Source organism: Collinsella sp. TM04-29, from assembly GCF_003466565.1.
Taxonomy (GTDB): Bacteria; Actinomycetota; Coriobacteriia; order Coriobacteriales; family Coriobacteriaceae; genus Collinsella.
Map to the genome: position 1 here is coordinate 635,994 of NZ_QSPW01000001.1, position 26,866 is coordinate 662,859.

Annotated in this window: 25 protein-coding genes; 18 read left to right on the forward strand and 7 right to left on the reverse strand. The window is 60.9% G+C overall.

The features are described from left to right. Window positions 1-111 precede the first annotated feature (111 nt). The 3 genes from DXD39_RS02855 (at window position 112) to queA (ending at window position 2,601) form a co-directional block, all read left to right on the forward strand. Complete coding sequence (locus tag DXD39_RS02855) at window positions 112-681, forward strand: DUF3267 domain-containing protein (protein WP_117803057.1); 570 nt, start codon at window positions 112-114, stop codon at window positions 679-681. A gap of 62 nt (window positions 682-743) precedes the next feature. Next, complete coding sequence (locus DXD39_RS02860; RefSeq protein WP_117803058.1) at window positions 744-1,319, forward strand: epoxyqueuosine reductase QueH; 576 nt, start codon at window positions 744-746, stop codon at window positions 1,317-1,319. A 70-nt stretch (window positions 1,320-1,389) separates the two neighbouring features. Further along, window positions 1,390-2,601 carry a tRNA preQ1(34) S-adenosylmethionine ribosyltransferase-isomerase QueA gene (gene queA, locus DXD39_RS02865; RefSeq protein WP_117803059.1) on the forward strand — a complete coding sequence of 404 codons (1,212 nt, stop codon included), beginning with the start codon at window positions 1,390-1,392 and terminating at the stop codon, window positions 2,599-2,601. 332 nt (window positions 2,602-2,933) lie between these two features. Here queA and DXD39_RS02870 read toward each other — a convergent pair whose 3' ends face one another. Continuing rightward, the gene (locus tag DXD39_RS02870; protein WP_117803060.1) at window positions 2,934-4,697 is read right to left on the reverse strand and encodes a hypothetical protein; all 1,764 of its coding nucleotides are present in this window, start codon (window positions 4,695-4,697) and stop codon (window positions 2,934-2,936) included. Window positions 4,698-4,991: 294 nt separating this feature from the next. Between DXD39_RS02870 and DXD39_RS02875 the strand changes: the two genes are divergently transcribed. The 5 genes from DXD39_RS02875 (at window position 4,992) to DXD39_RS02895 (ending at window position 9,065) form a co-directional block, all read left to right on the forward strand. Further along, window positions 4,992-5,792 (forward strand): SDR family NAD(P)-dependent oxidoreductase, encoded by an 801-nt coding sequence (locus DXD39_RS02875; RefSeq protein ID WP_006235414.1) that lies wholly within the window; start codon window positions 4,992-4,994, stop codon window positions 5,790-5,792. A 436-nt stretch (window positions 5,793-6,228) separates the two neighbouring features. Further along, on the forward strand, window positions 6,229-7,368 hold the full coding sequence (gene tgt / locus DXD39_RS02880) for a tRNA guanosine(34) transglycosylase Tgt (RefSeq protein WP_055250876.1): 1,140 nt from the start codon (window positions 6,229-6,231) through the stop codon (window positions 7,366-7,368). Between the two features lie 214 nt (window positions 7,369-7,582). Continuing rightward, window positions 7,583-8,341 carry a TIGR00730 family Rossman fold protein gene (locus tag DXD39_RS02885; RefSeq protein ID WP_117639724.1) on the forward strand — a complete coding sequence of 253 codons (759 nt, stop codon included), beginning with the start codon at window positions 7,583-7,585 and terminating at the stop codon, window positions 8,339-8,341. A 113-nt stretch (window positions 8,342-8,454) separates the two neighbouring features. Then, window positions 8,455-8,754: a type II toxin-antitoxin system RelB/DinJ family antitoxin gene (locus DXD39_RS02890; RefSeq protein WP_055250873.1), complete on the forward strand. Its 300-nt coding sequence runs from the start codon at window positions 8,455-8,457 to the stop codon at window positions 8,752-8,754. A 2-nt stretch (window positions 8,755-8,756) separates the two neighbouring features. Next, the gene (locus DXD39_RS02895) at window positions 8,757-9,065 is read left to right on the forward strand and encodes a type II toxin-antitoxin system YafQ family toxin (RefSeq protein WP_055250871.1); all 309 of its coding nucleotides are present in this window, start codon (window positions 8,757-8,759) and stop codon (window positions 9,063-9,065) included. Between the two features lie 93 nt (window positions 9,066-9,158). On the opposite strand, the gene DXD39_RS02900 is transcribed toward DXD39_RS02895, so the two are convergent. Next, entirely contained in the window at window positions 9,159-10,019 is an 861-nt protein-coding gene (locus DXD39_RS02900) for a DegV family protein (protein ID WP_117803061.1), read from the reverse strand. Between the two features lie 156 nt (window positions 10,020-10,175). Here DXD39_RS02900 and DXD39_RS02905 point away from each other — a divergent pair, with 156 nt between their 5' ends. From DXD39_RS02905 to DXD39_RS02945, 9 genes are all read left to right on the forward strand, one after another. Then, the gene (locus DXD39_RS02905) at window positions 10,176-10,838 is read left to right on the forward strand and encodes an HAD hydrolase-like protein (protein WP_117803062.1); all 663 of its coding nucleotides are present in this window, start codon (window positions 10,176-10,178) and stop codon (window positions 10,836-10,838) included. 54 nt (window positions 10,839-10,892) lie between these two features. Further along, window positions 10,893-12,329 (forward strand): M20 family metallopeptidase, encoded by a 1,437-nt coding sequence (locus DXD39_RS02910; protein WP_117803063.1) that lies wholly within the window; start codon window positions 10,893-10,895, stop codon window positions 12,327-12,329. A 319-nt stretch (window positions 12,330-12,648) separates the two neighbouring features. Continuing rightward, the gene (locus DXD39_RS02915) at window positions 12,649-13,587 is read left to right on the forward strand and encodes a phosphate ABC transporter substrate-binding protein (RefSeq protein WP_117629065.1); all 939 of its coding nucleotides are present in this window, start codon (window positions 12,649-12,651) and stop codon (window positions 13,585-13,587) included. 25 nt (window positions 13,588-13,612) lie between these two features. Beyond that, the gene (pstC, locus tag DXD39_RS02920; RefSeq protein ID WP_117803064.1) at window positions 13,613-14,521 is read left to right on the forward strand and encodes a phosphate ABC transporter permease subunit PstC; all 909 of its coding nucleotides are present in this window, start codon (window positions 13,613-13,615) and stop codon (window positions 14,519-14,521) included. After that, on the forward strand, window positions 14,514-15,440 hold the full coding sequence (pstA, locus tag DXD39_RS02925) for a phosphate ABC transporter permease PstA (protein ID WP_117803065.1): 927 nt from the start codon (window positions 14,514-14,516) through the stop codon (window positions 15,438-15,440). Before pstC ends, pstA begins: the two co-directional genes overlap by 8 nt. Beyond that, window positions 15,437-16,309: a phosphate ABC transporter ATP-binding protein PstB gene (gene pstB, locus DXD39_RS02930; RefSeq protein WP_117803066.1), complete on the forward strand. Its 873-nt coding sequence runs from the start codon at window positions 15,437-15,439 to the stop codon at window positions 16,307-16,309. Before pstA ends, pstB begins: the two co-directional genes overlap by 4 nt. A 205-nt stretch (window positions 16,310-16,514) precedes the next feature. Next, entirely contained in the window at window positions 16,515-18,374 is a 1,860-nt protein-coding gene (locus DXD39_RS02935; protein ID WP_117803067.1) for an ABC-F family ATP-binding cassette domain-containing protein, read from the forward strand. A 6-nt stretch (window positions 18,375-18,380) separates the two neighbouring features. Beyond that, window positions 18,381-19,151: a Cof-type HAD-IIB family hydrolase gene (locus DXD39_RS02940; protein ID WP_117803068.1), complete on the forward strand. Its 771-nt coding sequence runs from the start codon at window positions 18,381-18,383 to the stop codon at window positions 19,149-19,151. Window positions 19,152-19,360: 209 nt separating this feature from the next. After that, entirely contained in the window at window positions 19,361-19,738 is a 378-nt protein-coding gene (locus tag DXD39_RS02945; RefSeq protein WP_117735915.1) for a metal-dependent transcriptional regulator, read from the forward strand. A 222-nt stretch (window positions 19,739-19,960) separates the two neighbouring features. Here DXD39_RS02945 and DXD39_RS02950 read toward each other — a convergent pair whose 3' ends face one another. The 5 genes from DXD39_RS02950 to DXD39_RS02970 form a co-directional block, all read right to left on the reverse strand. Further along, window positions 19,961-21,913 carry a heavy metal translocating P-type ATPase gene (locus DXD39_RS02950; protein WP_199572090.1) on the reverse strand — a complete coding sequence of 651 codons (1,953 nt, stop codon included), beginning with the start codon at window positions 21,911-21,913 and terminating at the stop codon, window positions 19,961-19,963. Window positions 21,914-22,012: 99 nt separating this feature from the next. Beyond that, window positions 22,013-22,231, reverse strand: coding sequence for a cation transporter (locus DXD39_RS02955; RefSeq protein ID WP_055252067.1), 219 nt, complete (start codon window positions 22,229-22,231; stop codon window positions 22,013-22,015). 63 nt (window positions 22,232-22,294) lie between these two features. Next, window positions 22,295-22,660 (reverse strand): helix-turn-helix transcriptional regulator, encoded by a 366-nt coding sequence (locus DXD39_RS02960; protein WP_233541087.1) that lies wholly within the window; start codon window positions 22,658-22,660, stop codon window positions 22,295-22,297. Window positions 22,661-23,079: 419 nt separating this feature from the next. Further along, window positions 23,080-24,270 carry a hypothetical protein gene (locus DXD39_RS02965; RefSeq protein ID WP_117803069.1) on the reverse strand — a complete coding sequence of 397 codons (1,191 nt, stop codon included), beginning with the start codon at window positions 24,268-24,270 and terminating at the stop codon, window positions 23,080-23,082. A 349-nt stretch (window positions 24,271-24,619) separates the two neighbouring features. Beyond that, window positions 24,620-25,588, reverse strand: a complete 969-nt coding sequence (locus DXD39_RS02970) for a 3'-5' exonuclease (RefSeq protein WP_117766893.1) — start codon at window positions 25,586-25,588, stop codon at window positions 24,620-24,622. Window positions 25,589-25,759: 171 nt separating this feature from the next. On the opposite strand from DXD39_RS02970, the gene DXD39_RS02975 reads away from it, so the two are divergent. Continuing rightward, window positions 25,760-26,848 (forward strand): putative manganese transporter, encoded by a 1,089-nt coding sequence (locus DXD39_RS02975; protein WP_117803070.1) that lies wholly within the window; start codon window positions 25,760-25,762, stop codon window positions 26,846-26,848. The last annotated feature ends 18 nt before the right edge of the window (window positions 26,849-26,866 follow it).

The window sequence follows — 26,866 nt, forward strand, 5'->3', positions numbered from 1 at the left end:
AGAGCGCGGCCGGGCGCAAGGCCTGGCGACGCGGTGGTCAATTCGTGCATATCGTTCGACATTATCGCACATGCGGACGGGTACGTGGCAGGGGCGCTATCCTAAGATGCTATGAATGAGATTTCCAACATACATGCGTTTGAGGACGAGGATTTTCTGCACGCCTGCTTTGTGTGGGGGATGGCAGTGCTTGGCGCATTTGTCGTGTGCCTGGTGCCGGTGTTTATGCTGCTGGGCGGGCCTGCAGACTTGGATGCTGCTGACGCGGGCGGCTGGACGGCGGTCTTGGGCTGGATAGTCGGCTTGGCGGTCGTTTCTGCTGCGTCGTTTGGTGTCCATGAGCTGGTGCACGCGGTGTTCTTTAAGCTGTTTGCGCCTGCTGGTGCTCGGGTGACCTTCGGAGCAAATCTCGAAACCTGCATGATTTACGCCTGCGCCGAGGGCGTGGTGTATTCACGCCGGCGGTATATGGCGATTTGCCTGGCGCCGACGGTTGTTTTGACGGCGGCGTTTGCCTTGGGCTTTGCGTTTTCGGGCTATCCGCTTCTGTGTTACCTGGCGGCTGGTCTGCACTTGTCGGGCTGTGTGGGCGACTGGTATTACGTGCGGACCATCCTGCTCGACCGTCGCATTGCCGCCTGCGAGGATACGTCCTTTGGCGTGCGCTTTTTCGCAAGGTAGTCTTTTTGGGATGATTTTTCTGGGACGGGGATTAAAAAATCTTTGCGGGGGAGGAGATCTTGATGAAGCCGTTGTTGTTGCACGCTTGCTGTGCGCCGTGCTCGCTTGAGCCGGTTCGCCTGCTGCGTGAGGAGGGGTTTGAGCCCACGATTTGCTGGACCAACCCCAATATTCAACCGCGCGATGAATGGCAGCGCCGCTTGGACGAGCTGCGTCGGTGGTGTGCCGATGGCGACATCGAGCTCATCGAGGCAGGGGAGGACCGCGATCGCTGGGAGACCGGCGTGGCACCGCTGGGTGCCGATCGGCCTCGTCGCTGTCGCGCGTGCTATGCCCTGCGCTTGGCCGAGGCATGCCGCGTGGCCCAGGAGCGCGGGTTTGAGTTTGTGGGCACGACGCTCGCCGTCTCGCCGTACCAGCTGTTCGATACCTGCAATGACGTGCTTGAGCGCTTGGCGGCGGCACATGGGCTCACCCCGGTGATTCGCGATTTTCGCCCGTATTACCCCGAGGCGACACGCCGTTCGCGCGAGCTTGGCATGTATCGGCAGAACTACTGTGGTTGCCGCTTCTCGGCCGTCGAGGCGGCCATGGACCGCGCCCGTATCCGCGACGAGCGCAAAGCCGCCAAAAAGTAGTTCACTTGGGACGTCAGCCTGCTAGGATGTAGAGCGGACTTTAGCTATATAAGGAGAATCCGACGTGTCTATGCGTACCGATGATTTTGACTATAACCTGCCCGAAGAGCTCATCGCCCAGGCGCCTGCCGAGCCGCGCGACTCCTGCCGCCTGCTGGTGGTTGATCGCAAAGGCTCCCAGGCGGGAACGCCGCTAGAACATGGCGGCACCGTCGAGCACCGCATCTTCCGTGACATCATCGACTATATCGAGCCGGGCGACGTGCTCGTCATCAACCAGACGCGCGTGATGCCGGCTCGCCTGATTGGCCGCAAGACGGGCTCGGGCGGCGTGGTCGAGACGCTGCTGCTCAAGCGCCGCGAGGATGTTGACCCGCTGGGTCACGTCTGGGAGTGCCTGGTCAAGCCGGGCAAGCGCCTGAAGCCCGGTGCTCAGATTGAGTATCGCGCCGGCGGCGCCCATGCGCCCGAGGGGGCTCCCGTGGTGCTGACGGCCGAGGTCGTCGACTTTGTCACCGATAGCCGCGGTGGCCGTCTGGTGCGCTTTGAGCCGGCCGGTTGCAATGCCGCCGGCGACCCGCGCACGCTCGACGAGGCCATCCATGCTGCCGGCCACGTGCCGCTGCCGCCTTACATTACCGATTACGAGGGCGATCCCGAGAAGTACCAGACCGTCTACGCCATGAAGGAGGAGCACTCGGCTGCCGCTCCTACGGCGGGTCTGCACTTTACCCCCGAGCTCATGGCCGCTATCGAGGCCAAGGGCGCGAAGTTTGCCGCCGTCGAGCTCGAGGTGGGTATTGATACCTTCCGTCTGGTGGAGGAGGACGACCCCACGCAGCACGTCATGCACACCGAGCGCTACCACGTGTCACAGGAGGTTGTCGACGCCGTGCATAAGGCGAAGGCCGAGGGGCACCGCGTGATCGCCGTCGGCACCACCGCAGTACGCTCGCTCGAGAGCGCCTTTGACGCTGAGGCACCGGTGTCTGATCCGGCCGTGACGGCGCGCTATTTTGAGGGCCGCGAGGATGGGGCCGACACGCTCGGCCGCGGCGACATCGTGGTGCGCGAGAACGCGACGACGCAGCTCTACCTCATGCCCGGCTCGACCTATCACGTGGTCGACGCGCTGATCACGAACTTCCACGTGCCGCGCTCCACGCTCATGATGCTCGTGAGCGCACTTGCCACCCGCGACCAGATCATGGATGCCTATGCCGCCGCCATCGAGGAGCGCTACCGTTTCTTCAGCTTTGGCGACGCCATGCTCATTTTGTAGGTTACGGCGTTTTACAAACGCCGTAACCGGCCGACGCTGCAAACCCCCCTAAGCGGCAATCTGACGTTCAATCGTCGGGCATGACCAGAAGGTCAATGCCCTCCTCTTTCACGTCACCTTGCTCGCTTAGGGGCGTTTTCGCTGACTTCGCCAAAGCATCGGCAGGTACTCATTGGGGACGTACTTAAATGAGTGCCTGCAGAATGAGAGTGGATAATCTCCCGTTTTTGGCCTGCTTGGGGGCTCAAAGTGGGAGATTATCCACTCTCGTCATTGGGCTAGTCGTTGGGGACGTTCTTGTTTGACTAGTCGTTTAAGAACGTCCCCAATGACTACTTGCTTGCGAACAGCCAGGCTAGGATGATCGCCAGGATTGCGGCGACGATGCAGACGATGGCGCCGGTGAATTTGATGCGTGAGTCGCGGGTACGTTCGCGCACCGCGTCCTCGGTGGCCTCGAGCTGGGCGACTTCTCGCTCGGTCTCGGCGTGTTCGGCTTTGTCTCGGGCCAAGGATCCTGCAAGCGACTCAGTGATCTCTGGGTGGTCGTGCACTTCGGTCGCCTGTTCGATGATCGACTGCGCATGTGCGGCATCTGCTTGGGCGTTGGCGATGCTCTGCTCCTGGTCGCGGCGTGCCTTGTCCTCGGCAGTGATCTTCTCGCGCAGTTCGCGCTGACGAGTCGCGGCGGCTGTCTTCGCCGTCTGCAGCTCGTCGCGCGCGGCATCGGCTTCGGTCGTCACGGCTTGGTGCGCGCGTTTTGCGTCGGCGATAGGGGCTTGAGCCTGCTCGACGGCCTGCTCGGCTGCGGCAAGCGAGTGCTCAAGGTCGGCGGTGATGCGCGGGACATCTTCTTCGGCTTTACGCAGGGCATCTGCCGTGTCGGAAATCTGCATCGAGAGCTCGCTGGTGCGCACCGTATAGTTGGCGGGATTTGCCGAGGGATTGCGTTGCAGCTCGGCATACTCATGGCGCAGCGTCTCGAGCTGGGCGCGCGTGGCGTCGACGGTTTGTTGTGCGGCCGCAATGCCGGCGTCTCGCTCGGCCTTCACCTTGTCGCGGATGCGCTTGGAATCCTCAAGACGTCGAACGAGGCGGTTGCCGGTCTCGCGAGAGCTCGCCTCGCGGGCCTCCACGGCGTCGAGCGCGGCCTTCAGGCGGAGCTCAGTCGCGTCATCCTCTGTCTTCATTTGTTCGAGCTGACCCTTGAGCTCTGTCGCTTTGGAGGCGTGGGCATCACGATCAATCTCGGCGGCCGCTGCAGTCTTTTGGGCCGTGGCAATCGCCTGGCACTGGTCGGCGACGATCTGGTCGTAGCGGCCTGCGATATCCTGGCGCGTCTCGAGTTCCTCGGCCTGATCGGCAATGCGCTGCTCAAGTTCGGCCAGGTGGGCGCGGGCATCGGCAAGTGCCTTTTTCGCGGCGTTCATCTCGCGCATGGCCGAGGCACCCTGGGCGATAAAGGTGCCCACGGCGTTCGCAGTGTTCGAGACAGCGGTCCCCAGATCGCGGCTCGCGGCGGAGGAGTGCGGGGCGGTCGGGCGAGCGGTGTCGGCAGCGTCCGCATCGGCAGTCTGCGGCACGGCGATATTGCCGGTACCGCCTTCGATCACAGAAAAGCCTGCTGCGTGCGGGTCGACCGCATCGGTGCCAATCGTGGGATGCTCGAGCTGCAGAAACGAGGGCATGGTGCTGCCCTGGTCGGCAACCGGAGTCTCGCCGGGTACGAAGGTCGAGGCTGCCTCGGCGGCCTCCTCTTCCTCGGCGTCAACGTCAGCGTCGGCCACGGCGTCTTTCATCGCTTTGACGGCATCCATCATGGAGTCCATGACGGCGTCGAGCTCTTCTTCCGAAGAAACCTCGATAGGGCCCGCAGCTTGCGGAGCAGCATCCTGTACGGGGCGGTCGTCCTGAGCGGGCGCATCGTCGTTTTGCTCGTCTGCATCTTCGGCGCCAGGGGTTTCCGCCGTAGCGCTTTCGTCCAAGAATGGGCCGTCGAGGTCAATATCATCGCAGGTCACAGCGTCGGCATCTGCAGTGACGTCTGCGGAATCATCAATATGCTGTTGAGTCTGGGGGTCCAGCTCGTCTGTCATAGGCATGTGCTCCTCATCGTTGTTTGTCACCCTATGATAAAGTCTCGCGCCGACATCCCGCGCGCTGCAGCAAAGTTTCAAAACGTGTTCGATGGCTCGCGTCGATAGCAAAAACTCGGCCACTTTATCCAGTTTGTACTTGACATTCCCTTCGCCGAAAGACGTTGCGCCGTTCGCCTGCCATGGGCTTTATTTTTCACTTGAACCCGCTAAAGTTGCATTTCAGCTTTTGGCGCGTGAAGTTGGATGCGCGCAGTCGACGGGCAGGCCCGTCGCGATTTGAAAGGACTTTATATGGGACTTTTCACTGGTAAGACCGTGATCGTCACCGGCGGCGGCAAGGCCACGCTCAAGGACGGCTCCGCTGGCTCCATCGGCTACGGTATCGATATCGCTTTTGCCAAGGAGGGCGCAAACCTCGTCATTACCGGCCGCAACGTTGCCAAGCTCGAGGCTGCCAAGGAATCCCTCGAGGCCGAGTACGGCGTCAAGGTTCTGCCTGTTCAGGCCGATGTCTCGGCTGGTCAGGACAACGAGGCCGTCGTCCAGAACGTCATCGACAAGGCCATTGAGGAGTTCGGCCGCATCGACGCCGTCGTCAACAATGCTCAGGCCAGCGCTTCGGGCGTGACGATCGCCGATCACACCATGGACCAGTTCAACCTCGCCATTTACTCCGGTCTGTATGCCACCTACCTGTACATGCAGAAGGCCTACCCGCACCTGAAGGAGACCAAGGGCTCCGTGGTCAACTTTGCTTCGGGCGCCGGCCTGTTTGGCAACTATGGTCAGTGCAGCTATGCCGCCGCCAAGGAGGGCATCCGTGGTCTGACTCGCGTTGCCGCCAACGAGTGGGGCAAGGACGGCATCAACGTCAATATCGTTTGCCCGCTTGCTTGGACCGCCGCGCTCGAGAACTTCCAGGATGCCTATCCCGAGGCGTTCAAGGCCAACGTCCACATGCCGCCGGCGGGTCACTACGGCGACGTCGAGAAGGAAATCGGCCGCGTCGTCGTTCAGCTCTGCGGTCCCGACTTTAAGTATATGAACGGCGAGACCGTCACCCTCGAGGGTGGCATGGGCCAGCGTCCTTAGGGGTTCCGCCGTTCTACCGAACGGCGGACCGGCCGACGCTGCGCGGGCCGCATTTGGACAATCTGCCGTTCAATTTCAAGGGCGCGACCAGAAGGTCAGCGCCCTTTCATTTCACGGCACCTTGTCTCAAATGCGACCCGCTCGCTGACGTTGCCAAAATATCGGCGTTGCCGTGGCTGGTAAATAGCTCCACTCATCGGGGACGTACTTAAATGAGTGCCCGCAGAATGAAAGTGGATAATCTCCCGTTTTTGGGCTGTGCTTTGGGCAAAAGTGGGAGATTATCCACGCTCATCCGGTAAGCGTCCAAAAATCCACGCTCATTTGCCGTGTCCCTGCCGTATCCTCCTCGCACCAGTTTCTGTCGAGTCGGTGCTTCTTGCGGGTTGCCCGTATAATGGTTTGCGTATGAACCGCAACCAAGGAGTTCCAGTTTATGGACCAGAACCTTTTTAAATTCGACCTGATTGCCGAGGATCCGACGACGCACGCGCGCGCCGGCGTACTGCACACCCCGCACGGCGACATCGAGACGCCGATCTTTATGCCCGTGGGCACCAAGGCAAACGTCAAGGGCATTCCTACCGAGACTGTCAAGAAGCTCGGCGCCCAGATCGTGCTCGCCAATACCTATCATCTGTCCATGCGTCCCGGCGAGGATACCATCGCCGAGCTGGGCGGCCTGCACAAGTTCATGAACTGGCACGGCCCCATCCTCACCGACTCGGGCGGTTTCCAGGTCTTCAGCCACAACGATGCCGTCAAGCTCACCGATGAGGGCGTGCGCTTTATCGTCAACGATTACGACGGCCGCCACGTGTTTTGGACGCCCGAGGACAACATGGAAATCGCCATGAAACTCGGCTCCGATATCTGCATGCAGCTCGACCAGTGCCCGGGCTATCCCGCCACGCGCGCCTACGTTGAGCGCGCCGTTGAGCTGTCGAGCATGTGGGCCGAGCGCTGCTATAAGGCGCATACCCGCGATGACCAGGCGCTCTTTGGCATCGTTCAGGGCGGCATGCACCTGGATCTGCGCCTGCGTTCGCTGCGCCATCTGGAGGAGTGCGGCGACTTCCCGGGCTATGGTATCGGTGGCTATTCGGTGGGCGAGGATCACGAGACCATGTTCGAGACCCTGGCGCCGCTCGTGAGCGAGTACATGCCCAAGCATAAGCCGCGCTACCTGATGGGTGTCGGCAACCCCACCACGCTCGTACGCGGCGTGGGCGTGGGCATCGACATGTTCGACTGTGTGCTGCCGACGCGCACCGGCCGCATGGGTACGGCGTTCTCCAGTGAAGGTCGCCTTAACTTCCGCAACGCGCGCTTTGCGCACGACGACGGCCCCATCGACCCCACCTGCACCTGCCCGGTGTGCACGGGCGGCTACAGCCGCGCGCTCATCCGTCACATGGTCACGCAGAAGGAGATGCTCGGCGGTATTCTGCTGTCGATGCACAACATCTACTACCTGCTCAACCTTATGCAGCGCGCCCGCCAGGCCATTATCGAGGGCCGCTACGGAGCGTTTGTGAGTGACTGGATGAACAGCCCTGCGGCGGTGGACTACTAAGAGCGGCGCGGGCGCTTGCAAAGCGCGGGCAACGGCAAGGGACGAGCGCCGGCCGGTCATCACGTTCGCTAACACCGTCTGCGCGACCGATGACCGATAGCTTGCAAGCACTTGATGCATCGTGGGTACCATACCGAATAGTTGATGTTCGGGCGGGTGTTTGGCGCATGGCGTCGACCTCGCCCGTTTTTCTTTTTCTCGATAGGAGTAACCCATGATTAAGAATGAGAACGTCGAGGGCGAGCCTGCCTACGACGAGACGTACCGCCGCGGCCCCGTGGTCATGCGCGGCCCCATGATTCCTAAGGACAACACCTACGCCAACCTGCTGGCGCCCGAGGACTCGACCGACTGGCTGCATACCGACCCGTGGCGCGTGCTGCGCATTCAGGCAGAGTTTGTCGATGGTTTTGGCGCGCTTGCCGAGCTTGGTCCTGCAGTGACCATCTTCGGCAGCGCCCGCACGCCCAAGACCGATCCGCTCTACAAGGCGGCGCGCACGGTCGGCCGCAAGATCGCGCAACGTGGCGTGGCGGTCATCACCGGTGGCGGCCCCGGCATCATGGAAGCGGCCAACAGGGGAGCGGCGAGTGTCAATGGCAAGTCGGTCGGCTTGGGTATCGAGCTGCCGCACGAGCACGGGCTCAACAAATATGTGAACCTCGGTATGGACTTCCGTTACTTCTTTGTGCGCAAGACTATGTTCGTCAAATACAGCTCCGGCGCTATTGTGTTTCCCGGCGGGTTTGGCACGCTCGACGAGATGTTCGAGGTGCTCACGCTGGTGCAGACGCACAAGGTAAAGCGCATGCCGCTCGTACTGGTGGGCACCGAGTACTGGCAGGGTCTGTTCGACTGGCTCAACGGCCCGGTGATGGACGCCGGTATGATTAGCCCGCTCGATCCCGAGCTCGTGCACATCACCGACGACCTCAACGAAGCCGTCGACATTGCCCTGAGCGGGCTGATGTAGATCAATCGTGCCCACGCGACATGAATACGCATGGCAATCTGATGTTATCTAACATCAGATTGCCATTTATATTGGGTATACTGGTGTAAAAGACGAGGGCGAGGAGGTCGCAAATGTCTACAGCAACAGTTAAGCCTACGACGGTTCGAATCGAAGAGGGGCTCAAGGAGCAGGCGACTGAGTTCTTGGATTCGGTCGGCCTCAGCCTCAATTCCTATCTCAATCTTGCCGTTCGGCAGCTGGTAAATCAGCGAAAGATTCCTTTTGAGATTGTAGGAAGGGCGGAGGTGCCCAACGAGGTGACGAGGCGCGCCATGGTGATCGCCGAGGCTCATGAGCTGGGGATTTTGCCGGACGATAGCCTGTCATTCAATAACGCTGATGAGCTTATGTCATTCCTCGATGAGGAATAGCGATGTTCGAGATTAAAGTCGAGGCTCAATTTAAGGTGGACTACAAACGAACGATGCGCATGCATCCGCAGCTAAAAAGTGAGTTTAAAGCGGCGGTTGCAGAGCTTGTGGCTCATGGGTCACTTCCGGCGGAGTATGGCGCCCACGAGCTCTCAAACCCGGGCGGAAACTACAACGGCCACATCGATTTCCACCTATCCGATGGCTTGGTCGATGTGGTCGTTCTTTATCTTCCCCATAAGACTAACCCAGTGATTAGGCTGGTGAGAATGGGCACTCATCAGGAACTGTTTCAGGGTCCGCTGGGCTGATCGCCGATTTCTAAGTTGCGGTGGAATAGGGATTGATTGGCGGCTAATAAGCCAAAAACAGTCCCTATTCCACCGCAAGAGGTAAAGGTGCCCCTAGTGGATGGGCTGGTAGCGGGGGCAGTAGCTGATGGCGATGGCATCGACGCCTACGTGGGTGGCGATGGTGCAGCCGATGGGGCCAGTGCCGGCGTCTACGTAGTCCTGGCCCGCGAGCGCCTCGTTGACAAGTTCCTGCTCCTCGGCGGCGCCGGTCGTGAGCACGCGCACGCTTGAGCCCGGGTGCTCGTCCAAAAACGCGAGGCAATCTGCCATGGTGTTGGCGACGATGCGCTTGGCGCCGCGGCCCTTTTTGATTGCCTTGATCTCGCCCGATTTCCACTCCGGCGAAACGGCCAGGCGAATGTTGAGCATCTGCGTCAGCTGGCCGGCGAGCTTGGGGGCGCGGCCGTTTTTGACCAGGTTCTCGAGCGTGCGGGGAATCAGCAGCAGGTGGGCGTCGGGCAGCGTCGCGCGGATCTGCGCCTCGGTCTCGTCCAAGCTGCGGCCGTCCTCGCGCATGGCAAGCGCGTACTCCACCAGCAGGCCCTCGGCGCCCGAGCCGGTGCGCGAATCGATGCAGCGCACGTCGAGCTCGTGGGTCTCGGCGACCAGGCATGCGTTGGAATAGCAGGCGGACCACTCGCTGCACAGCGAGATAAAGATCGCGCTGTCGTGGCCATCGGCGCGTACGCGGTCAAACAGCGCCTTGAACTCGCCGGCGCTCGGCTGCGAGGTGTGCGGCAGCTGCTCGGAGCCGGCCATGCGGGCGACGTATTCCTCGGCGGTAATCTGCACCTGGTCGAGCAGGTCCTCGCCCTCGATAATCACATGCAGCGGAATCACGTAAATGCCGAGCTCTTGGGCACGGGCGGGGGAGATGTCCGATGTGGAGTCGGTTATGATGGCAAAAGACATAATTGCACCTTTCGTTGGGGCGCGGCAGCGCCGCCTTCTGAAAGCAAAGTGCGACAAGTATAGTGGAGTTGCTCTACATTGCTAGGTTCAATTGTTGAATAGTCAACAGTTTGAAGCGGTGATGTGGAAATCATCAACTGGGGAAGAAGGGTGCCGATGGCGGCATTGCAACTTTGCGAGCGGCCGGTTGTGCTGTTCGATTTTGACGGCACGGTGGCCGATACGGGTCGGGCAGTGATGACCTCGACGCGCAAGACGCTGGCTGCGCGCGGGTTTTCGGAGACGCAGACGGGTGATCTGCGCCGCATGATCGGGCCGCCCCTGTGGAAGAGCTTTCACGACTTTTACGGCTTTTCCCGCGAGGAGTCGCTTGTGGTGGCCGATGAGTACCGCGCCTTTTTTGATGAACTGGGACCGGAGGAGTATCCCGTGTTCAATGGGGTCCCCGAGCTGCTGGATGGGTTGGTCGCCCAAGGCAAACGTATGGCCGTGGCGACGTCGCGCATGGAGGCCAAGTGCATCGACATGGTGCATGAGCTCGGGCTCTCTCAGTTTGAGGCGGTGATTGGCATGAATCCGCCGCAGGGACGCGAGACCAAGGCCGATTCGGTCCGCGATGCCCTGGCGGCGCTCGGCGCGACGGCCGACGATGCCGTGATGATCGGCGATCGCTTTAACGATGTGGAGGGCGCGCACGCAATGGGCGTGCCGTGCATCGGCATCTATTCGGGCGCGGCGGCGCCGGGCGAGCACGAGGCGGCGGGTGCCGATGCGGTGGTGCACTCGGTGGCCGAGCTTGCTAAACTTTTCGCTATCTAATGACGTAATGTGAGGGGCGAGCGCGCTCGCCGCTCATTGGTAAGGAGGTCGTCCATGAATCAGGTGGAGCAGAGCGTCGCCGAGTATGTCGACGAGGTCTGGGAAGATGTCGTCGCCGATATCGAGCAGCTGGTGAGCTATCCGTCCGTGGCAGTTTCTGCCGATGCAGAGCCCGGCGCGCCGTTTGGCCGCCCGGTCCGTGACGCGCTCGACTGTGCGCTCGGCATCGCGCAGAAGCTCGGCTATCAGACGAGCGACGACGAGGGCTATGTGGGCATTGCCGATATTCCTGGCCGCGGCGACAAGCAGCTCGCGACCATCTGCCACGTGGACGTGGTGCCCGCCGGCCCGGGCTGGAACACCGACCCGTTTGCGATGGAGCGTCGCGAGGGCTGGCTGCTCGGCCGCGGCGTTATCGACGACAAGGGTCCGGCGGTGCTGTCGCTCTACGCCGGCGCCTATCTGCTCAAGCACGGCATTGTTCCGCGCTACACCTTCCGCGCACTGCTGGGCTGCGATGAGGAAGTGGGCATGTCCGACGTTCACCATTATCTGGAGAACCACGCGAACCCCGACTTTCTGTTTACGCCCGATGCCGAGTTCCCGGTCTGTAATGCCGAGAAGGGCCAGTTTGGGGCGACATTTGTGAGCTCCAAGATCGACGGCGGGCGCATTGTGTCCTGGAGCGGTGCCGAGGCGAGCAACGCCATTCCGTCGCAGTCTATCTGCGAGCTTGCGATTGCCGCCGATGAGCTGCCGGCGCCGGTCGAGAACGGCGACCGCCTGGAGATCACGGCGCTCGATAACGGGCATGCGCAGATTTTCGCCCACGGCATTGGCGGTCATGCCTCGATGCCAGAGGGAACGATCAACGCCGTCGGGCTGATCGTGTCGTATCTGCGCGAGGCCGAGGACGCGTTTGGTGCACGCGACGAGCGCCTGCTGACGCCTGCCGAGCACGAGTTCGTCAAGTTCCTGGCCTTTGTGCATGCGGACGCCTATGGTCGCGGCCTGGGTATCGATGCGACGAGTCCGGCGTTTGGCCCGCTTACCTGCAACGCTGGCGTCATCCGCGTGGCGGATGGCCATATTGAGCAGGTCATCGACGTGCGCTTCCCCGACAGCACGAGTGCCGATACCATCCGCGAGCAGCTCGATCCGCTCGTGGGCCGTTTTGGCGTGACGTGCCGTGTGGGTCGTGCGAAGGTGCCGTTCTCGGTCTCTGCCGACGATCCGGCCGTGAAGGCGCTTATTGATACCTATAACGAGTTTACGGGCAAGCATGCTGAGCCCTTTGCCATGGGCGGCGGCACGTACGCACGCAACTTTGCCCGCGCCGTCTCGTTTGGCCCCGAGGAGACCGGTCTGGAGCTGCCCGAGTGGGGCGGCCAGATGCACGGTCCCAACGAGTGCGCCAACGAGGAACAGCTCAAGCAGGCGCTCAAGATTTATATCGTGGTGATCTTACGTTTGAACGAGCTTGAGCTTTAAGGCTGCGGCGTTTTAACAACTTAGCACCCCTTTCGTCCGGGCTTTTTAAGTTGCGGTGGAATAGTTCCTAGAATGGGCCATTTGATGGCCAAGCAGGAACTATTTCACCGCAACTTTGTTTTTATTGGTGTAAAAGGCGGGTCATGCTTGGTGGCGGGTTTGTTATTCGTTTGTAAAGCCGAGCCGCGCTTGCGGTAAGGGTCTATCAGATGCCCGTAATAAAGCGCAGCTGACGCGGGCGCTGCCCGATCGAGACCGTATCTTTCCAAACAGCAAAGCGGGCAGGGTGCCCGCGAGTCGCTTGTATGAAAGGAAGATCATGCTCGATCAGGCTTATTCTCGTCGTCAGTTCCTCGGCCTCGCTGGTGGTCTTGCCAGCATCGTCGGCCTCGGTCTCGTTGGTTGCGGCGGCGCAGGCGCAACCGACGCCGCCGACAAGGGTAGCGCCGCTGCTGCCGAGTCCGTCTCGGGCGAGGTAACCTACGACGGCGCCTCCTCGTTCCAGGCTCTCGTCGAGGCTGCTGCCGAGAAGTTTATGGATGCCAACCCCGACGTCTCCGTCTCCGGTTCGGGCAACGGTTCGGGCAAGGGCCTGACCGCTGTCGCCGCCGGCACCGTCACCATCGGTAATTCCGATGTCTTCGCCGAGACCAAGCTCGAGGCCGATCAGGTCAAGAACCTCGTCGATCACGAGGTCGCCGTCGTGGGCATGGGCCCCGTCGTCTCCAAGAACGTGACAGTCGACGACCTGACCCTCGAGCAGCTCAAGGGCATCTTCTCCGGCCAGATCACCAACTGGAAGGAGGTCGGCGGCGACGACGCCAAGATCGTCGTTCTCAACCGCAAGGCCGGCTCCGGCACCCGCGCCACCTTCGAGGCCGCCGTCTTTGGCGACGAGGCCGTCGACTTTAAGGGCGACGCCGAGCTCGACAAGTCCGGCGATGTCCAGACTCAGATGGGCAGCACCGACAACGCCATCTCCTACCTTGACTTCTCGCACTTCGATGACTCCAAGTTCAACGCCATCATGGTCGAGGGCGTCGAGCCCAAGAGCACAAACGTCACCGACGACTCCTTCAAGATCTGGGCGACCGAGCACATGTACTGTGCTAAGGACGCCGACGAGGCCACCAAGGCCTTCCTGGAGTTCATGCTTTCCGACGACGTCCAGGGCAAGCTCGTCGAGGAGCAGGGCTTTATTCCCGTTTCTGCCATGAAGGTCGTCAAGGACGCCAGTGGCAAGGTCTCCGCTAAATAAGTAATCGCCCCCGGAAAGGTTTGCAATGGCAAAACAGCTGCCAAAGCGCGAGCTTGAGAACGTGGGCCTGGGCGTCACGGGTGCGTGCGTAGCGCTCGTGACGCTTGTTGTTGCTGCGCTCATCTTTATGGTCGCCCAAAAGGGCCTCTCGGCTTTTTTCAAGGACGGCGTCTCGATCATCGAGTTTTTTATCGGTACCAAGTGGGACCTGGCCAACACGGCCGAAAACGGCCTGCCCTACACTGGCGCCCTGCCCCTGATCGTCACCTCGTTTGCGGTCATGGTGCTCTCCACGCTCATCGCGCTGCCCATCGCCATCGGCTCTGCCATCTTCGCGATCGAGATAAGCCCTAAGTTTGGCTCCAAGGTCTTTCAGCCGCTTATTGAGCTTTTGACCGGTATCCCCTCGGTCGTCTTTGGCCTGATCGGCTTTCACGTGGTCGTCGGCCTTATGAAGAGCGTTTTCCACGTGAGCACGGGCCTGGGCATCTTGCCCGGCGCCATCGTGCTGGCCGTCATGATCCTGCCGACGATGACCACCCTTTCGGTCGATGGCCTGCGCGCCGTGCCCGGCAGCTACCGCCAGGGCTCGCTCGCGCTGGGCTACACCCGCTGGCAGACCATCTGGCACGTGGTGCTCAAGTCCGCCATGCCGTCGCTTATGACCGCGGTCATCCTTGGTATGACCCGCGCCTTTGGCGAGACGCTTGCCGTGCGCATGGTCATCGGCGGTATCGAGGCCATGCCGACGTCGTTGCTGTCGCCGGCGTCGACCATCACCACCACGCTCACCACGTCCATGGCGGTCTATGCCGAGGGCTCGGCCCAAGACGACGTCCTGTGGGCACTTGGCCTGCTGCTGATGGGTATGAGCCTCATCTTCATCTTGATCATCCACCTTATCGGCCGCAAGGGGGCGAAGGCTCGTGGCTAGCACGCGCATCCACATCGACGAGGCAAGGCTCGGGCGCGTCCAAAAGCAGGACCGCATCGCCACGGGCGTGCTGACGGCGATCGTCGCCATCGTCATGCTCATCGTCGTCTCCATGGTGGCCTATATCCTGTTCGAGGGCATCTCGACGCTGTTCCAGCCGGGCTTTCTCACGCAGCCGTCGCGCGCCAACGGGACCCAGGGTGGCGTGCTCTACCAGCTGTTCGACTCGTTCTACCTGCTGCTGATCACTCTAGTCATCTCGGTGCCCATCAGCCTGGGCGGAGCGGTCTTCCTGGTTGAGTACGCGCCGAACGGCCCTATCCGCGACATCGCCTCCACCGCTATCGAGACCTTGTCCTCGCTGCCTTCCATCGTCGTCGGCATGTTCGGTTTTCTGGTGTTCTCGGTGCAGCTGGGCTGGAGGTACTCCATCATCTCCGGCGCCATCGCGCTCACCATGTTCAATATCCCCATTCTGGTGCGCGTGATCCAGCAGGCGCTCGAGGACGTGCCGCAGGCCCAGCGCGATGCGTGCCTGGCCATGGGCCTCACTCGCTGGGAGGCCACGCTGCACATCCTGATTCCCGAGGCCATGCCCGCCATCGTGACCGGCATCGTGCTTTCGGCCGGCCGTGTGTTTGGCGAGGCCGCGGCGTTGCTCTTTACCTCGGGCATGAGCTCGCCGGTTCGCCTGAACTTCTTGAGCTTTAACCTGTCGAGCCCCACCTGCGCCTGGAACGTGTTCCGTCCCGGTGAGTCGCTTGCCGTGCACATCTACAAGATCTATGGCGAGGGCAGCCCCGAGGCCCAGCAGATCGTCTGGGGCACCGCGGCGCTGCTGATGATCTGCGTGCTGCTGTTTAACGTAATCGCCCGTATCGTGGGCAAGCAACTGGCAAGGAGGATGACGGCCGAATGAGCGAGATGAATACAACGCCCGCAACCGAAGCGGCCACGTCCGAGACCCAGGACTTTCTGTCGAGCGTGGGACAAAGCGAAAAGCACGTGCGTGTGAGCGGCAAGGCCGTGAGCGACGAGGTCGTGCTCTCCACCAAGGACGTCAACGTGTACTATGGCGACCGCCATGCGCTACACGACACGTCGCTCGACTTTCACAAGGGCGAGATCACGGCGCTCATCGGGCCTTCGGGCTGCGGTAAGTCGACCTTCTTGCGCAGTCTCAACCTGATGAATCGCGAGATTCGCGGCTGCCGCGTGGAGGGCGAGATCAACTACCGCGGGCGCAATGTGAACACCAGGACCGAGAATACCTACGAGCTGCGTCGCTCCATTGGCATGGTGTTCCAGCAGCCCAACCCGTTCCGCAAGTCCATTCGCGACAACATCACGTTTGCGCTCAAGCGCCACGGTATCACTGACCGCGTCGAGCTCGACCGCATGGTCGAGGAGAGCTTGCGCGGCGCGGCGCTGTGGGACGAGGTCAAGGACAAGCTCGACAAGAGCGCTTATGCGCTTTCGGGTGGTCAACAGCAGCGCCTGTGCATCGCACGCACGCTGGCGCTCAACCCCGACGTGATCTTGTTCGACGAGCCCTGCTCGGCGCTCGACCCCATCTCGACGCTGGCGATCGAGGACCTTATGTCGTCGCTTGTGGCAGAGCGCGCCATCGTCATCGTGACGCACAACATGGAGCAGGCGTCGCGCGTGTCCAACCGCACGGCGTTCTTCTACATGGGCGATATGGTCGAGTACGACGAGACCGACGAGATTTTCCAACGGCCCAAGGATAAGAGGCTGAACGATTACCTCACCGGCATGTTCTCCTAGTCCGGGACATGCTTGAGGCCCGCGGCGGCCACGGTTGCCGCGGGACTGATTGGAGTGGCGGGTCATCTCTTGTGGGAGATGGCCCGCCTTTTTGCTCTACGACCGAAACGACCACCACAAAGGGGACAGGCGCCTTCGTGGTGGTTTGGGGTGGGGCTCGCTGCTATCATGGACAACGTTGAATTTCTACGAAGGAGCAGGGCATATGGCGATTCTTTTGGGATGCGATTCCGTCAGCCTAGAGTTTCCCACCAAGCATATTTTCGATAGCGTTACGCTCGGCGTGGGCGAGGGCGACCGTATTGGTATTGTCGGTAAAAACGGCGACGGTAAGTCGACGCTGCTGAGCGTGCTCGCCGGCACGTTGGAGCCCGACGACGGCCGCGTGACGCACCGCCGCGACACGACGATCGGTCTGCTCGGTCAAAAGGACAACCTGGTCGATACCGACACCGTGCATCATGCCGTCGTCGGTGACACGCCCGAATACGAGTGGGCCTCGAGCCCGCGTACGCGCCAGATTCTGGCTGGCCTTATTAGCGATGTGCCCTGGGAGGGCACGGTGGGCGAGCTTTCGGGCGGCCAGCGCCGTCGCGTGGACCTCGCGCGCCTGCTGATCGGCGACTATGACGTGCTCATGCTCGATGAGCCCACCAACCACCTGGACATGCGCACCATCAACTGGCTCGCGCGTCACTTAAAGGCCCGCTGGCAACGCGGTCAGGGCGCCATGCTCGTGGTCACGCACGACCGCTGGTTCTTGGACGAGGTCTGCACCAGCATGTGGGAGGTCCACGACGGCCAGGTCGATCCCTTCGAGGGCGGCTACTCGGCATACATCCTGCAGCGCGTGGAGCGCGACCGCATGGCCGCGGTTACCGAGGAGCGCCGTCGCAACATGGCGCGCAAGGAGCTTGCGTGGCTGAGCCGTGGCGCCCAGGCGCGCTCTACTAAGCCCAAGTTTCGCGTGGATGCCGCTCGCGAGCTGATCGCCGACGTGCCGCCCGTGCGCGACGAGCTGGAGCTCAAGCGCCTGGCGGTGAGCCGTCTGGGCAAGCAGGTTATCGATGTTATCGACGTGGATGCCGGCCATGCGGATACCGACGGCGCGCCCAAGCAGGTGCTCTCCGACGTGACCTGGCTCATCGGTGCGGGCGACCGCTATGGTCTTTTGGGCGAGAACGGCGCCGGCAAGTCCACGTTGCTCGACGTGATTCAGGGCAAGATCGCGCCCCTGCGCGGTCGCGTGAAGATTGGCCAGACGGTGCGCTTTGGCGTGCTGTCGCAGCAGCTCGAGGAACTCGAGCCCTACATGGGCGACACGATTCGCGAGGTGCTCAGCAACTATAAGAAGTACTACGTCATAGACGGCAAGGAGACTTCGCCCGAGAAGCTTTGCGAGCGTCTGGGCTTTTCGACGCAGCAGCTCTGGAGCCGCATCGGCGATCTTTCGGGCGGCCAGCGCCGCCGCCTGTCGCTGTTGCTGACGATCCTGGACGAACCCAACGTGCTCATCTTGGACGAGCCCGGCAACGACCTGGATACCGATATGCTGGCGATTGTCGAGGACCTGCTCGACGGCTGGCCCGGCACGCTGATTCTGGTGACGCACGACCGCTTTTTGATGGAGCGCGTGACTGACCAGCAGTGGGCGCTGCTCGATGGCCATCTGACGCATATGCCTGGCGGCGTCGACCAGTACCTGCGCCTGTGCAACGCCACCGCCGAGGGCGAGCCCGTGGGTGCACCGAGCGCCAAGACCGGCACGTTTGACACCGGTGCCGCGGCGGCTGCGGCCGAAAAGCCCAAGTCGAGCGGCCAGCCCAATGGCCTTTCCAACGCCGAACGCCAGAAGCTTCGCCGCGAGGTGAGCTCGCTCGAGCGCAAAATGGAGACGCAGCGCGCCCGCGTGGAGGAGGCCGAGGCCGCGATGGCTCAGGTCGACCCCACCAACTACACGGCGCTGGGCGAGCAGCAGGCAAAGATCGACGAGGCCCACGCCGCCATGGACGAGTTGGAGATGGCGTGGCTCGAGGCGAGCGAGAGGCTCGAGGGCGAGGAGTAGGCGAGGATGATCAAGGCCGCGTTTTTCGATATCGACGGCACGTTGCTGAGCTTTAAGACCCATCGGATTCCGGCGTCGGCGCAGCAGGTGCTCGACAGCTTTCATGAGCAGGGGATTGCGTGCGTGATTGCCACGGGTCGCCCGACCTATCAGATGCCCGATTGGCTGTTCGAATTGGGTTGGGATGCGTACATTACGCTCTCGGGCCAGCACTGCTTTGATGCCGAGGGGGTTTACCGCAGCTGCCCGATCGATCCGGACGACGTTGCGGTGATCGTGGACCAGGTGGCGCAGGGACGCTACGACTCGCTGTGTATGCAGGGCGAGAACTCGTTTGTGAACCGCCTGTCCGAGCGCGTGGTGACGGCCGGCAACAACGCGGGGATCGTCTACCACGAGGAACCGTTTGAGCGCGCCTTTGACGCACCGGTCTACCAGTTCTGCGCCTTTGTGGACCCGGCCGACGAGCATATCGTGACCGATGCGGTGTCGCATTCGCTCACTACGCGCTGGTGCGATCTGTTCTGCGACATTATTCCGGCAAACGGCGGCAAGGACCTGGGTGTGGCGGCGACGCTGGAGCGCCTGGGCATCGACGCGAGCGAGGCGATTGCCTTTGGCGACGGCGAGAACGACCTGTCGATGTTTGCCGCCGTGGGCACGAGCGTGGCCATGGGCAACGCGCAGGATACCGTGAAGGCCGTGGCGACCTACGTGACGACCGCCGTGGACGACGACGGCATCTACAACGCCGCCAAACACTTTGGCCTGCTGTAGCTGCGGATTCGGCATCTGGGGACGTTCCTTTTCTGCCGGCAGCTGGGGACACTCCTTGCGGGGCGTCCCCATTTTGTTTTCGTCCCGCATGTTTTGTGAAACACGGCTAACTTTTAGGCAAAGTAGTAAGACATGGGCAACTTTTGCGGTAAAGTAAATCAAGCAAAAGTATCCAAAGGCTAACTAGAAGCCATCGCGAAAGGCGGCCCATGGCCCTGCGTGAATCCGGAGAAGACTATCTCGAATCGATCTACGTTCTATCGGAACGTCAGGGCATCGTGCGCTCGATCGACGTTGCGGAGTACCTCGGCGTAACCAAGGCGAGCGTTTCCAAGGCCATGGCGACGTTGGAAAGCAACGGCTATGTCGAAATGGGCAAGCGCGACGTTCATCTGACGGAGCGTGGTCTGGAGGTCGCTCGCCAAATGTGGGAGCGTCACTGCTTTTTCGTGGGGCTGCTGGAGGATGCGGGTGTTTCGGCTGAGGTCGCGTCGCAAGAGGGCTGCCACATGGAGCACTGCCTGAGCGAGGAAAGCTTCGAGAAGCTGAGGGCGATGCTGGGACGGGACAGCGACCGGGACCAGTAGCCCCGCCAACCAAGTCCAACTCAGACAAGGAACCCCGCCAGCAAGCGATGCCCAAGAACCGCCAGCAACGTTACCGCAGGCCGGGACCGGGCTTGGTTTTTGAAAACACTCCGCAGCGCGAGGCCCGTCTTTCCGTTGCTCCGCAGGAGCAGGAAAGACGGGCCTCATGCGCGAGGACGTTTTCAAAACCAAGCCCGGTCCCGGCCGGAGGGACCACGAGCGCTACAGGTTCTTGACACCCATCGCGCGCATGGCGTTCAGGATGGCGATGATCGCCACGCCCACGTCGCCAAAGACGGCAAGCCACATATTGGCGATGCCCAGTGCCGCAAGCACCAGAATCAGCAGCTTAATGCCCAGCGCAAAGATGATGTTCTGCCAAACAATCGTCATGGTCTTGCGCGCCACGCGGATCGCGCGGGAAATGTTGGACGGCTTGTCGTCCATCAGTACCACGTCGGCGGCCTCGATCGCGGCGTCGGAGCCCATGGCGCCCATGGCAATGCCCACATCGGCGCGCGTAAGCACAGGCGCGTCGTTGATACCGTCGCCGACAAAGGCGAGCTTGCCCTTGCCACTTTCGGCCGCGAGTAGTGCCTCAACGCGCTCGACCTTGTCGCCCGGCAGGAGCTGCGCGTGGAACTCGTCGAGACCGAGTTGCTTGGCCACAGACGCTGCAACCTCCTCGCGGTCGCCCGTGAGCATGACGGTGCGGTTGATACCGGCGGCATGCAGGTCGCGAATCGTTTGCTCCGCATCGGCCTTAACGGTGTCTGCAATCACGATGTGGCCGGCGTACACGCCGTCAACGAGCACGTGGAGGATCGTGCCGACAACCTCGCAGTCCGGTGCTTCAACGCCGGCCGCGCCGAGCATCTTGGCGTTGCCAACGACGACGTGCTTGCCGTCGATGGTTGCCGTCACGCCGTGGCCCGCGTCGTTGGCGGAGTCGCTCACGCGCTTGGGGTCGACCTCGCCCTGGTAGGCGTCGCGCACGGACTGCGCGATGGGGTGATCGGAGAACGACTCAGCAAGGGCTACGACTTCGAGCAGCGACTGCTCGGTATAGCCAGCCTCGGGGTGCACCGCGACGACTGAGAACGTGCCGTTGGTGAGGGTGCCCGTTTTGTCGAAGACGATGGTGTCCACGTCGGCGAGCGTCTCGAGGTAGTTGGAGCCCTTGATGAGAACGCCCAGCTTGGACGCGCCGCCGATGCCGCCAAAGAAACTCAACGGTACGCTGATCACGAGGGCGCACGGGCAGCTGACGACCAGGAAGGTCAGGCCGCGCAGGATCCAATCGGACCAAGCGCCAGTCACCAGGCCGCCGCCAAGCGCGAGCACCGCGGCAGCGCCAGTGACGGCGGGGGTGTAGACGCGGGCAAAGCGCGTGATGAAGTTCTCGGTGCGCGCCTTCTTTTCGCTGGCATTCTCCACGAGCTCCAGAACACGCGCGACGGTTGACTCGCCAAAGGGCTTGGTGGTGCGCACGTGGATGAGGCCCGTCATGTTGATGCAACCGCTGATGATATCGTCGCCGGTCTTGGCCGGGCGGGGGACCGACTCGCCCGTGAGTGCGGCGGTGTCGAGCTGGGTTTCGCCCTCGACGATGACGCCGTCGATAGGCACGCGCTCGCCGGGCTTGACCACGATCACGGTGCCGACGGCGATGTCATCGGGAAAGACCTGTTCGAGTGTGCCGTCGGCTTGCTCGACGTTAGCGTAGTCGGGCGCGATGTTCATCATGGCACTGATCGACTTGCGGCTCTTGCCCACGGCGTATGCCTGGAACAACTCGCCGACCTGGTAGAACAGCATGACAGCGGCGCCTTCGGCCATGTGCGGGTCGGTGTCGGGGAAGAGCACCATGGCAAACGCGCCGATGGTCGCGACGGCCATGAGGAAGCTCTCGTCGAAGGCCTTGCCGCGGCGGATGTTATTGAATGCCTTTTGCAGTACGTCGTAGCCGGCAATCAAAAACGGCACGAGGAACAGCACAAAGCTGGCGTAGATGTTGCCGGGCTCCCCAAATGCGATAGTGAGGGCGCCGAGCTCGTCGAGGGCATAAACAACGGCAAAAATGCCCAGTGCTACCAGGATGCGGTTGCGCTTATGCTCAAGGGACTCTTTCTTCTTGCGCTTCTTCTTTTTCTTTTTGGGATCGGCGGCTGTCATGATTCAAACCTCTCATTTGAGTTTATGAACACTCGCTCATATAATTTCGCGAGCAAAGGCCGCGGCAAGCGCGGCCTCGCAGGTCAACGTATGCGCGGGTTAGAGAATGATCTCGCAGTCCGGCTCGGCGTCGGCGGTGAACTCAACGACGCGGTCCAGGACCTCGTCGAACTTGGCGTCGTCGGCCTCGAGCGTCAGCTTCTGGGTCATAAAGTTGACCGAAACGGACTTGACGCCATCGAGCTTAGCCAGCTCGTCCTGAAGTTCACGCGCGCAGTTGGCGCAATCGATCTCGTCGAGCTTGAACTGCTTTTTCATGGTGGGTTCCTTTCCCTGTGTTAGCGGTCTGGGTGCCGGCCGCGCTGATACCGTGGTTGATTGCTATTCGCAGATATGGCTCATGCCCTGGTTAAGCATGGTGTAGACGTGATCGTCGGCGAGCGAGTAGAGAATGTTGCGGCCGTCGCGGCGGAACTTGACCAGGTGCGACTGCTTAAGCGTGCGCAGCTGGTGCGACACCGCAGACTGCGAGGTTGCGGTCGCCTCGGCGATGTCGGCCACGCAGAGCTCGCGGCCCATGAGGGCATAGAGAATCTTGATGCGCGTGGTGTCGCTGAAGACCTTGAACAGGTCGGCAAGGTCGTAGAGAAGCTCCTCGTCGGGAAGGTCCTCGGGCGAGCAGGTGGTGGGGACGATCGGCTCGGTGGCCTCGATGCCAGTCTTTGTTTCATCAGCGTGGCCGCTCATTGCAATATCCTTTCATATGAACATGCGCTCATATAACTTACTTCCGATTATATGAGCGCATGTTCATATGTCAATGACGTTCAGGTAATTCGTCGCACAAAATGATGGGGAATAGTGGACGAGATTCCGGACTGAGCGGTTTTGATAGCCGATGCCGGGGTGGGTGCCCCCGCGCCGTGCAAAAATTGGAGTATTCTGCAACTATAGGGGGTCCGTTAATCTATTCCAGGCCAAATAAAGCCGCTCAAGAGTTATCCAAGGGCGGCAAACAGACAAGGTCTTCCTCAAATGTTGCCTAACGTTCTCGTTCGATAGCGTTTTTGTTTCTCATTTGGATTAACTTGTGGGTGCTGGAGGGCCGACCCTGCTGAATACTCGCAATTTTGCACATCACTAGGGTACCCACCTTGTTAGTCGGTCTAGCTTCCGGCCCCGAAGATTCTGCCCTCGGGCGCGAGGCTGCTTATTTGGGCAAATGATGGGCTGTCGGATTCGACAGTCTGCATGTCATCGATTGCCGGAACTTCATTTATTGTCGGGTCATCCAGCGCGATACCTTCGAGTGTTGCTTTTTCGAGGTCGATTCGTTGACGATCTTCGGAATCCTGGCGAAGCTGCTTCTGAATTCGCTTTTTCTCTTCTATAAACCTTCTGAGCACAAACTGTCTCAGGTCCTCTTGCATGATTTGAAAGTCTTTTGGCAGACGCGAGGGGCGTATGCCCTCTTTCCGTTGGATCGCCTCCATGACCCTAACGAAAGCGCTAGCATGCATAAAGGAATAACGACTGACGGTGATGATTCCGTATCCCATGGACGCAAGCGCATTCTTGCGCTCCTCATCGATGGCGCGGTCTTCTTCCGCGTCATGATAAAACCCGTTGTATTCAATGTCTGTGCGAGATTTCTTTAGATACGCATCCATAAAGAACTTATTGCGTCTCGTGAGATTCTTTGCGGCAGCGGTGACCTGCACCTCGTAATCGGTCTCAATTCCCTTAATACCAAGCCCTCCTTCGCTTTTGGGCAGCGTTAGCATCATGACAAAGGCCGTTTCCATAGGAGACCGGCATCCGTCGCGCACATATTGGATCGCCTTTCGGGCAAGGGCCAGACCGTCGCATCTGGTAATGGAATTAAAGAACTGTTTTAACCTCTCGGTCGAGGTGAGCGCGAAACGCTCGATATAGGAGGTGGAAGAGTCGGTTCCAAGGGAGTAAACGCCGCACAATTCAAAGTAGTACTCCACCAGTTCGCGAAAAGGGAGATAGGTGGCGGCCTGAAGTGCGCAAAGCTCAACGCCAACAATAAAGATGCCATCTTTGAGCTCTATAAAGCGTGAGTTCGAGAATCGTTTTGACGAAACGTGGCATTGACAGTTCAGTGCATAGCGCGCATTCCTGCGATCAAACACCATTACCTCGAGGCAATCATTTGCGTCGAGAGAAACATCGTGTTTGGTGAGCCATTCTGCGGCTGCGTCAAGGAGCGTTCCGGTGGGACATGATCCATAAATCGCGGCAGGGTTACAGGGCTCGGTGTCTTTCGCAGACGCCGAATGCGCGGCCTGGTAGACCGCTTTTGAAGTGGTATGTGACAATACGATACTCATGGTATATATCGTGTCAGCTAATGCCGTGTTGATGGCGCTGAGTGGGAAAGTCGTTTTAGGGGCCTAACCAAATGCTGTCCAAAAGCTTGACGCAATTATGGGTTGGCACGCCTAAAATCAATGTTATCGCAGCTTAGCTATAGCATATAAAAACTCAATTGCTGCACATTTGATATCGATGCATCACCATCCGACAACGAATTACGTGTCGGGAATTGGCCGAAATCGTTCAAAATGAGGGTTCAGAATTTGTGATGGCAGATCTATCTGTGGAACGTAGGGCGGCCCCGCTGCGGTGTTTCCCGCTGCGAGGCCGCTCGTGAGCAAGTAGTGTTTGTCGCAGGCGTTGCTATTTCGCGAATAGGTTCTTGAGGTTGAACTCGGCCTGTACCGTGCGGAGCATGAGGTCGGTGTCGTCCAGACCCAGATGCTGCTCGTTGGCGTCGGGCGCGAGGGTGCCGCGACGGCGTGCCCAGTTCTCGAGCGCGGCGGGGGCGGACTCGCGGGGGAGCGAGCGCACGTCGGCGTCCAGGCTGCGGCAGATCTGGCGCGAGTCGATGACGATGATCTTACCCGCGCGGCGTGCCTCGGCGTAACCGTCCAGGTGAATCTTGAACCAGCTGTCCTCAAAGGCGGCGTTATGCGCCATGTACGGGTACTTCTTCATAAGCTTGAGCAGCTGCTTTTGCAGCTCCTTGTTCTCGCGGAAGGGCGTTTTGCCGTCGATGTCGTCCCAAGTAATGTGGTGGATATTCGACAGCGGCACATCTTCGCCGCGGTAGATGTCGGGCAGGCCGCAGTAGTGTGCCTCGGCGTCATGCGGGACGGCGTCGCTGGTGAGCTCCATGATCTCCCAGCCCACGTTGATGATATAGCCGCGCTCGGGTGCACGTCCGGTGGTCTCGATGTCGATACCGAGCACGGTGCCCTGGATGGGCTTGCGGGCGTAGGCCACGCCGAGCGCGTCGCGGTCGCCGCGGATTTCGCGCATAACGGACGCGGCGGTGCGCTTTTGCATCTTGCCGATGGCGGCGCAGGTGTCGGCATCGGACAGGCCGCGCGAGAGCGTCGCGGGCGTCACGTTGCGCAGACGCGCCTCGCCAATCTGGTCGCACAGGTCGCGGTTGCGGTCGGCCAGGTCGCGCACGGTGGCAAAGTCGAAGCCGGGGTCGCCCTCGGCGGTAAAGTACTCGGTCTCGAGCACCTTGAGGGCCTCCTCGCCCTTCTGGCGCTCGGACTCCATGGCGCCGTGGTCGCCGTAGATAAACATGGGGATAAACGGCTGGCGCTCGTATTCGAGTGCTTGCGATACGTTCATATGCTACTCCTTGGACGGGCCGCGTTGTGCGGCTCGAGGTTACTGAGTTATGGCGAGATGATAGTTTACCATAGGCAACTATTGGCACCGCGCCCGGGACAACTACAATACCCTAGTTGACCGCTAGGACTTTTACAATGCTGCCGAAAGACACGAAAGGTTCCATCCGTCATGGATTTACTGATTGATATTCTGCTCGACGCCGGCAAGGACACGCTGTCGCTGCTGCCGTTTTTGTTGGTGACGTATCTTGCTCTCGAGACACTTGAGCACGTTGCGGGCGACCGCGTCAACGGCGCTATCAAGCGCGCCGGCGCTGCGGGTCCCGTGGTTGGCTCGCTGCTGGGCATGGTGCCGCAGTGCGGATTTTCGGCCATGGCAGCAACGCTGTACGCCGGCCGTGTCGTGACCTTGGGCACGTTGGTGGCGGTGTTCCTTTCGACCTCCGATGAGATGCTGCCGCTGTTGCTTGCCGAGCAGGTTCCCGTGCAGACTATGGCGATGCTTTTGGCTTCGAAAGCGCTGATCGCACTGGTCACGGGTTTTATCGTGGACGCTGCCATTCGCGGCCTGCGCCGTAACGCCCGCGCGCACGCGGCGATTCGCCGTACCGTGCTGGGAACCTCGGCCAACCCGGCCCACGTGAACTGCGCGCACGACGACCACAGCGGCGGTGACATCATCGACGAGGTGGCCGAGGCAGGCGTGAGCGCCGACCACATCCACGAGCTGTGCGAGCGCGACCATTGCGGTTGTGATGAAGACGAGGACGAGCACGAACACGGACATGGCCACGATCACGGTCATGAGGGCGAACATGAACACCATGATGGTCACGGTCACTCTCACTCCCACGAAGGGACGCCTGTCCTGTCGATCATCCGCAGTGCGATCTCGCACACCGTGCAGGTCTCGGTATTCATTTTTCTGGTGACGCTGATTCTGGTCGCCGTGCTCGAGACGTTCGGCGAGTCCGCGATCGAGCAGTTCCTGCGCGGCAACGAGACACTCGCTGTCCTGGGTTCGGCGCTTGTCGGGCTGATTCCCAATTGCTCGGCGAGCGTGGTCATTACACAGCTGTATCTGGAAGGCGCGCTGCAACTGGCGCCGATGCTCGCCGGCACGCTCATTTCCGCCGGCGTGGGTTATCTGGTGCTGTTCCGCACCAACCGCAGCGCCCGCGAAAATGCCGTGTTCCTGATCATGATGTACGTCATCGGCGCTGGCTGGGGCCTCATCCTCTCCGCCGTTGGCCTCTAAGTAGGCCTAAAAAATGGG

Bases quoted from the DNA above. Each gene is read 5' to 3' on its own strand.
- DXD39_RS02855 (WP_117803057.1), top strand. From the start codon at position 112: ATGAATGAGATTTCCAACATACATGCGTTTGAGGACGAGGATTTTCTG.
- DXD39_RS02860 (WP_117803058.1), top strand. From the start codon at position 744: ATGAAGCCGTTGTTGTTGCACGCTTGCTGTGCGCCGTGCTCGCTTGAG.
- queA (WP_117803059.1), top strand. From the start codon at position 1,390: ATGCGTACCGATGATTTTGACTATAACCTGCCCGAAGAGCTCATCGCC.
- DXD39_RS02870 (WP_117803060.1), bottom strand. From the start codon at position 4,697: ATGACAGACGAGCTGGACCCCCAGACTCAACAGCATATTGATGATTCC.
- DXD39_RS02875 (WP_006235414.1), top strand. From the start codon at position 4,992: ATGGGACTTTTCACTGGTAAGACCGTGATCGTCACCGGCGGCGGCAAG.
- tgt (WP_055250876.1), top strand. From the start codon at position 6,229: ATGGACCAGAACCTTTTTAAATTCGACCTGATTGCCGAGGATCCGACG.
- DXD39_RS02885 (WP_117639724.1), top strand. From the start codon at position 7,583: ATGATTAAGAATGAGAACGTCGAGGGCGAGCCTGCCTACGACGAGACG.
- DXD39_RS02890 (WP_055250873.1), top strand. From the start codon at position 8,455: ATGTCTACAGCAACAGTTAAGCCTACGACGGTTCGAATCGAAGAGGGG.
- DXD39_RS02895 (WP_055250871.1), top strand. From the start codon at position 8,757: ATGTTCGAGATTAAAGTCGAGGCTCAATTTAAGGTGGACTACAAACGA.
- DXD39_RS02900 (WP_117803061.1), bottom strand. From the start codon at position 10,019: ATGTCTTTTGCCATCATAACCGACTCCACATCGGACATCTCCCCCGCC.
- DXD39_RS02905 (WP_117803062.1), top strand. From the start codon at position 10,176: ATGGCGGCATTGCAACTTTGCGAGCGGCCGGTTGTGCTGTTCGATTTT.
- DXD39_RS02910 (WP_117803063.1), top strand. From the start codon at position 10,893: ATGAATCAGGTGGAGCAGAGCGTCGCCGAGTATGTCGACGAGGTCTGG.
- DXD39_RS02915 (WP_117629065.1), top strand. From the start codon at position 12,649: ATGCTCGATCAGGCTTATTCTCGTCGTCAGTTCCTCGGCCTCGCTGGT.
- pstC (WP_117803064.1), top strand. From the start codon at position 13,613: ATGGCAAAACAGCTGCCAAAGCGCGAGCTTGAGAACGTGGGCCTGGGC.
- pstB (WP_117803066.1), top strand. From the start codon at position 15,437: ATGAGCGAGATGAATACAACGCCCGCAACCGAAGCGGCCACGTCCGAG.
- DXD39_RS02935 (WP_117803067.1), top strand. From the start codon at position 16,515: ATGGCGATTCTTTTGGGATGCGATTCCGTCAGCCTAGAGTTTCCCACC.
- DXD39_RS02940 (WP_117803068.1), top strand. From the start codon at position 18,381: ATGATCAAGGCCGCGTTTTTCGATATCGACGGCACGTTGCTGAGCTTT.
- DXD39_RS02945 (WP_117735915.1), top strand. From the start codon at position 19,361: ATGGCCCTGCGTGAATCCGGAGAAGACTATCTCGAATCGATCTACGTT.
- DXD39_RS02950 (WP_199572090.1), bottom strand. From the start codon at position 21,913: ATGACAGCCGCCGATCCCAAAAAGAAAAAGAAGAAGCGCAAGAAGAAA.
- DXD39_RS02955 (WP_055252067.1), bottom strand. From the start codon at position 22,231: ATGAAAAAGCAGTTCAAGCTCGACGAGATCGATTGCGCCAACTGCGCG.
- DXD39_RS02960 (WP_233541087.1), bottom strand. From the start codon at position 22,660: ATGAGCGGCCACGCTGATGAAACAAAGACTGGCATCGAGGCCACCGAG.
- DXD39_RS02965 (WP_117803069.1), bottom strand. From the start codon at position 24,270: ATGAGTATCGTATTGTCACATACCACTTCAAAAGCGGTCTACCAGGCC.
- DXD39_RS02970 (WP_117766893.1), bottom strand. From the start codon at position 25,588: ATGAACGTATCGCAAGCACTCGAATACGAGCGCCAGCCGTTTATCCCC.
- DXD39_RS02975 (WP_117803070.1), top strand. From the start codon at position 25,760: ATGGATTTACTGATTGATATTCTGCTCGACGCCGGCAAGGACACGCTG.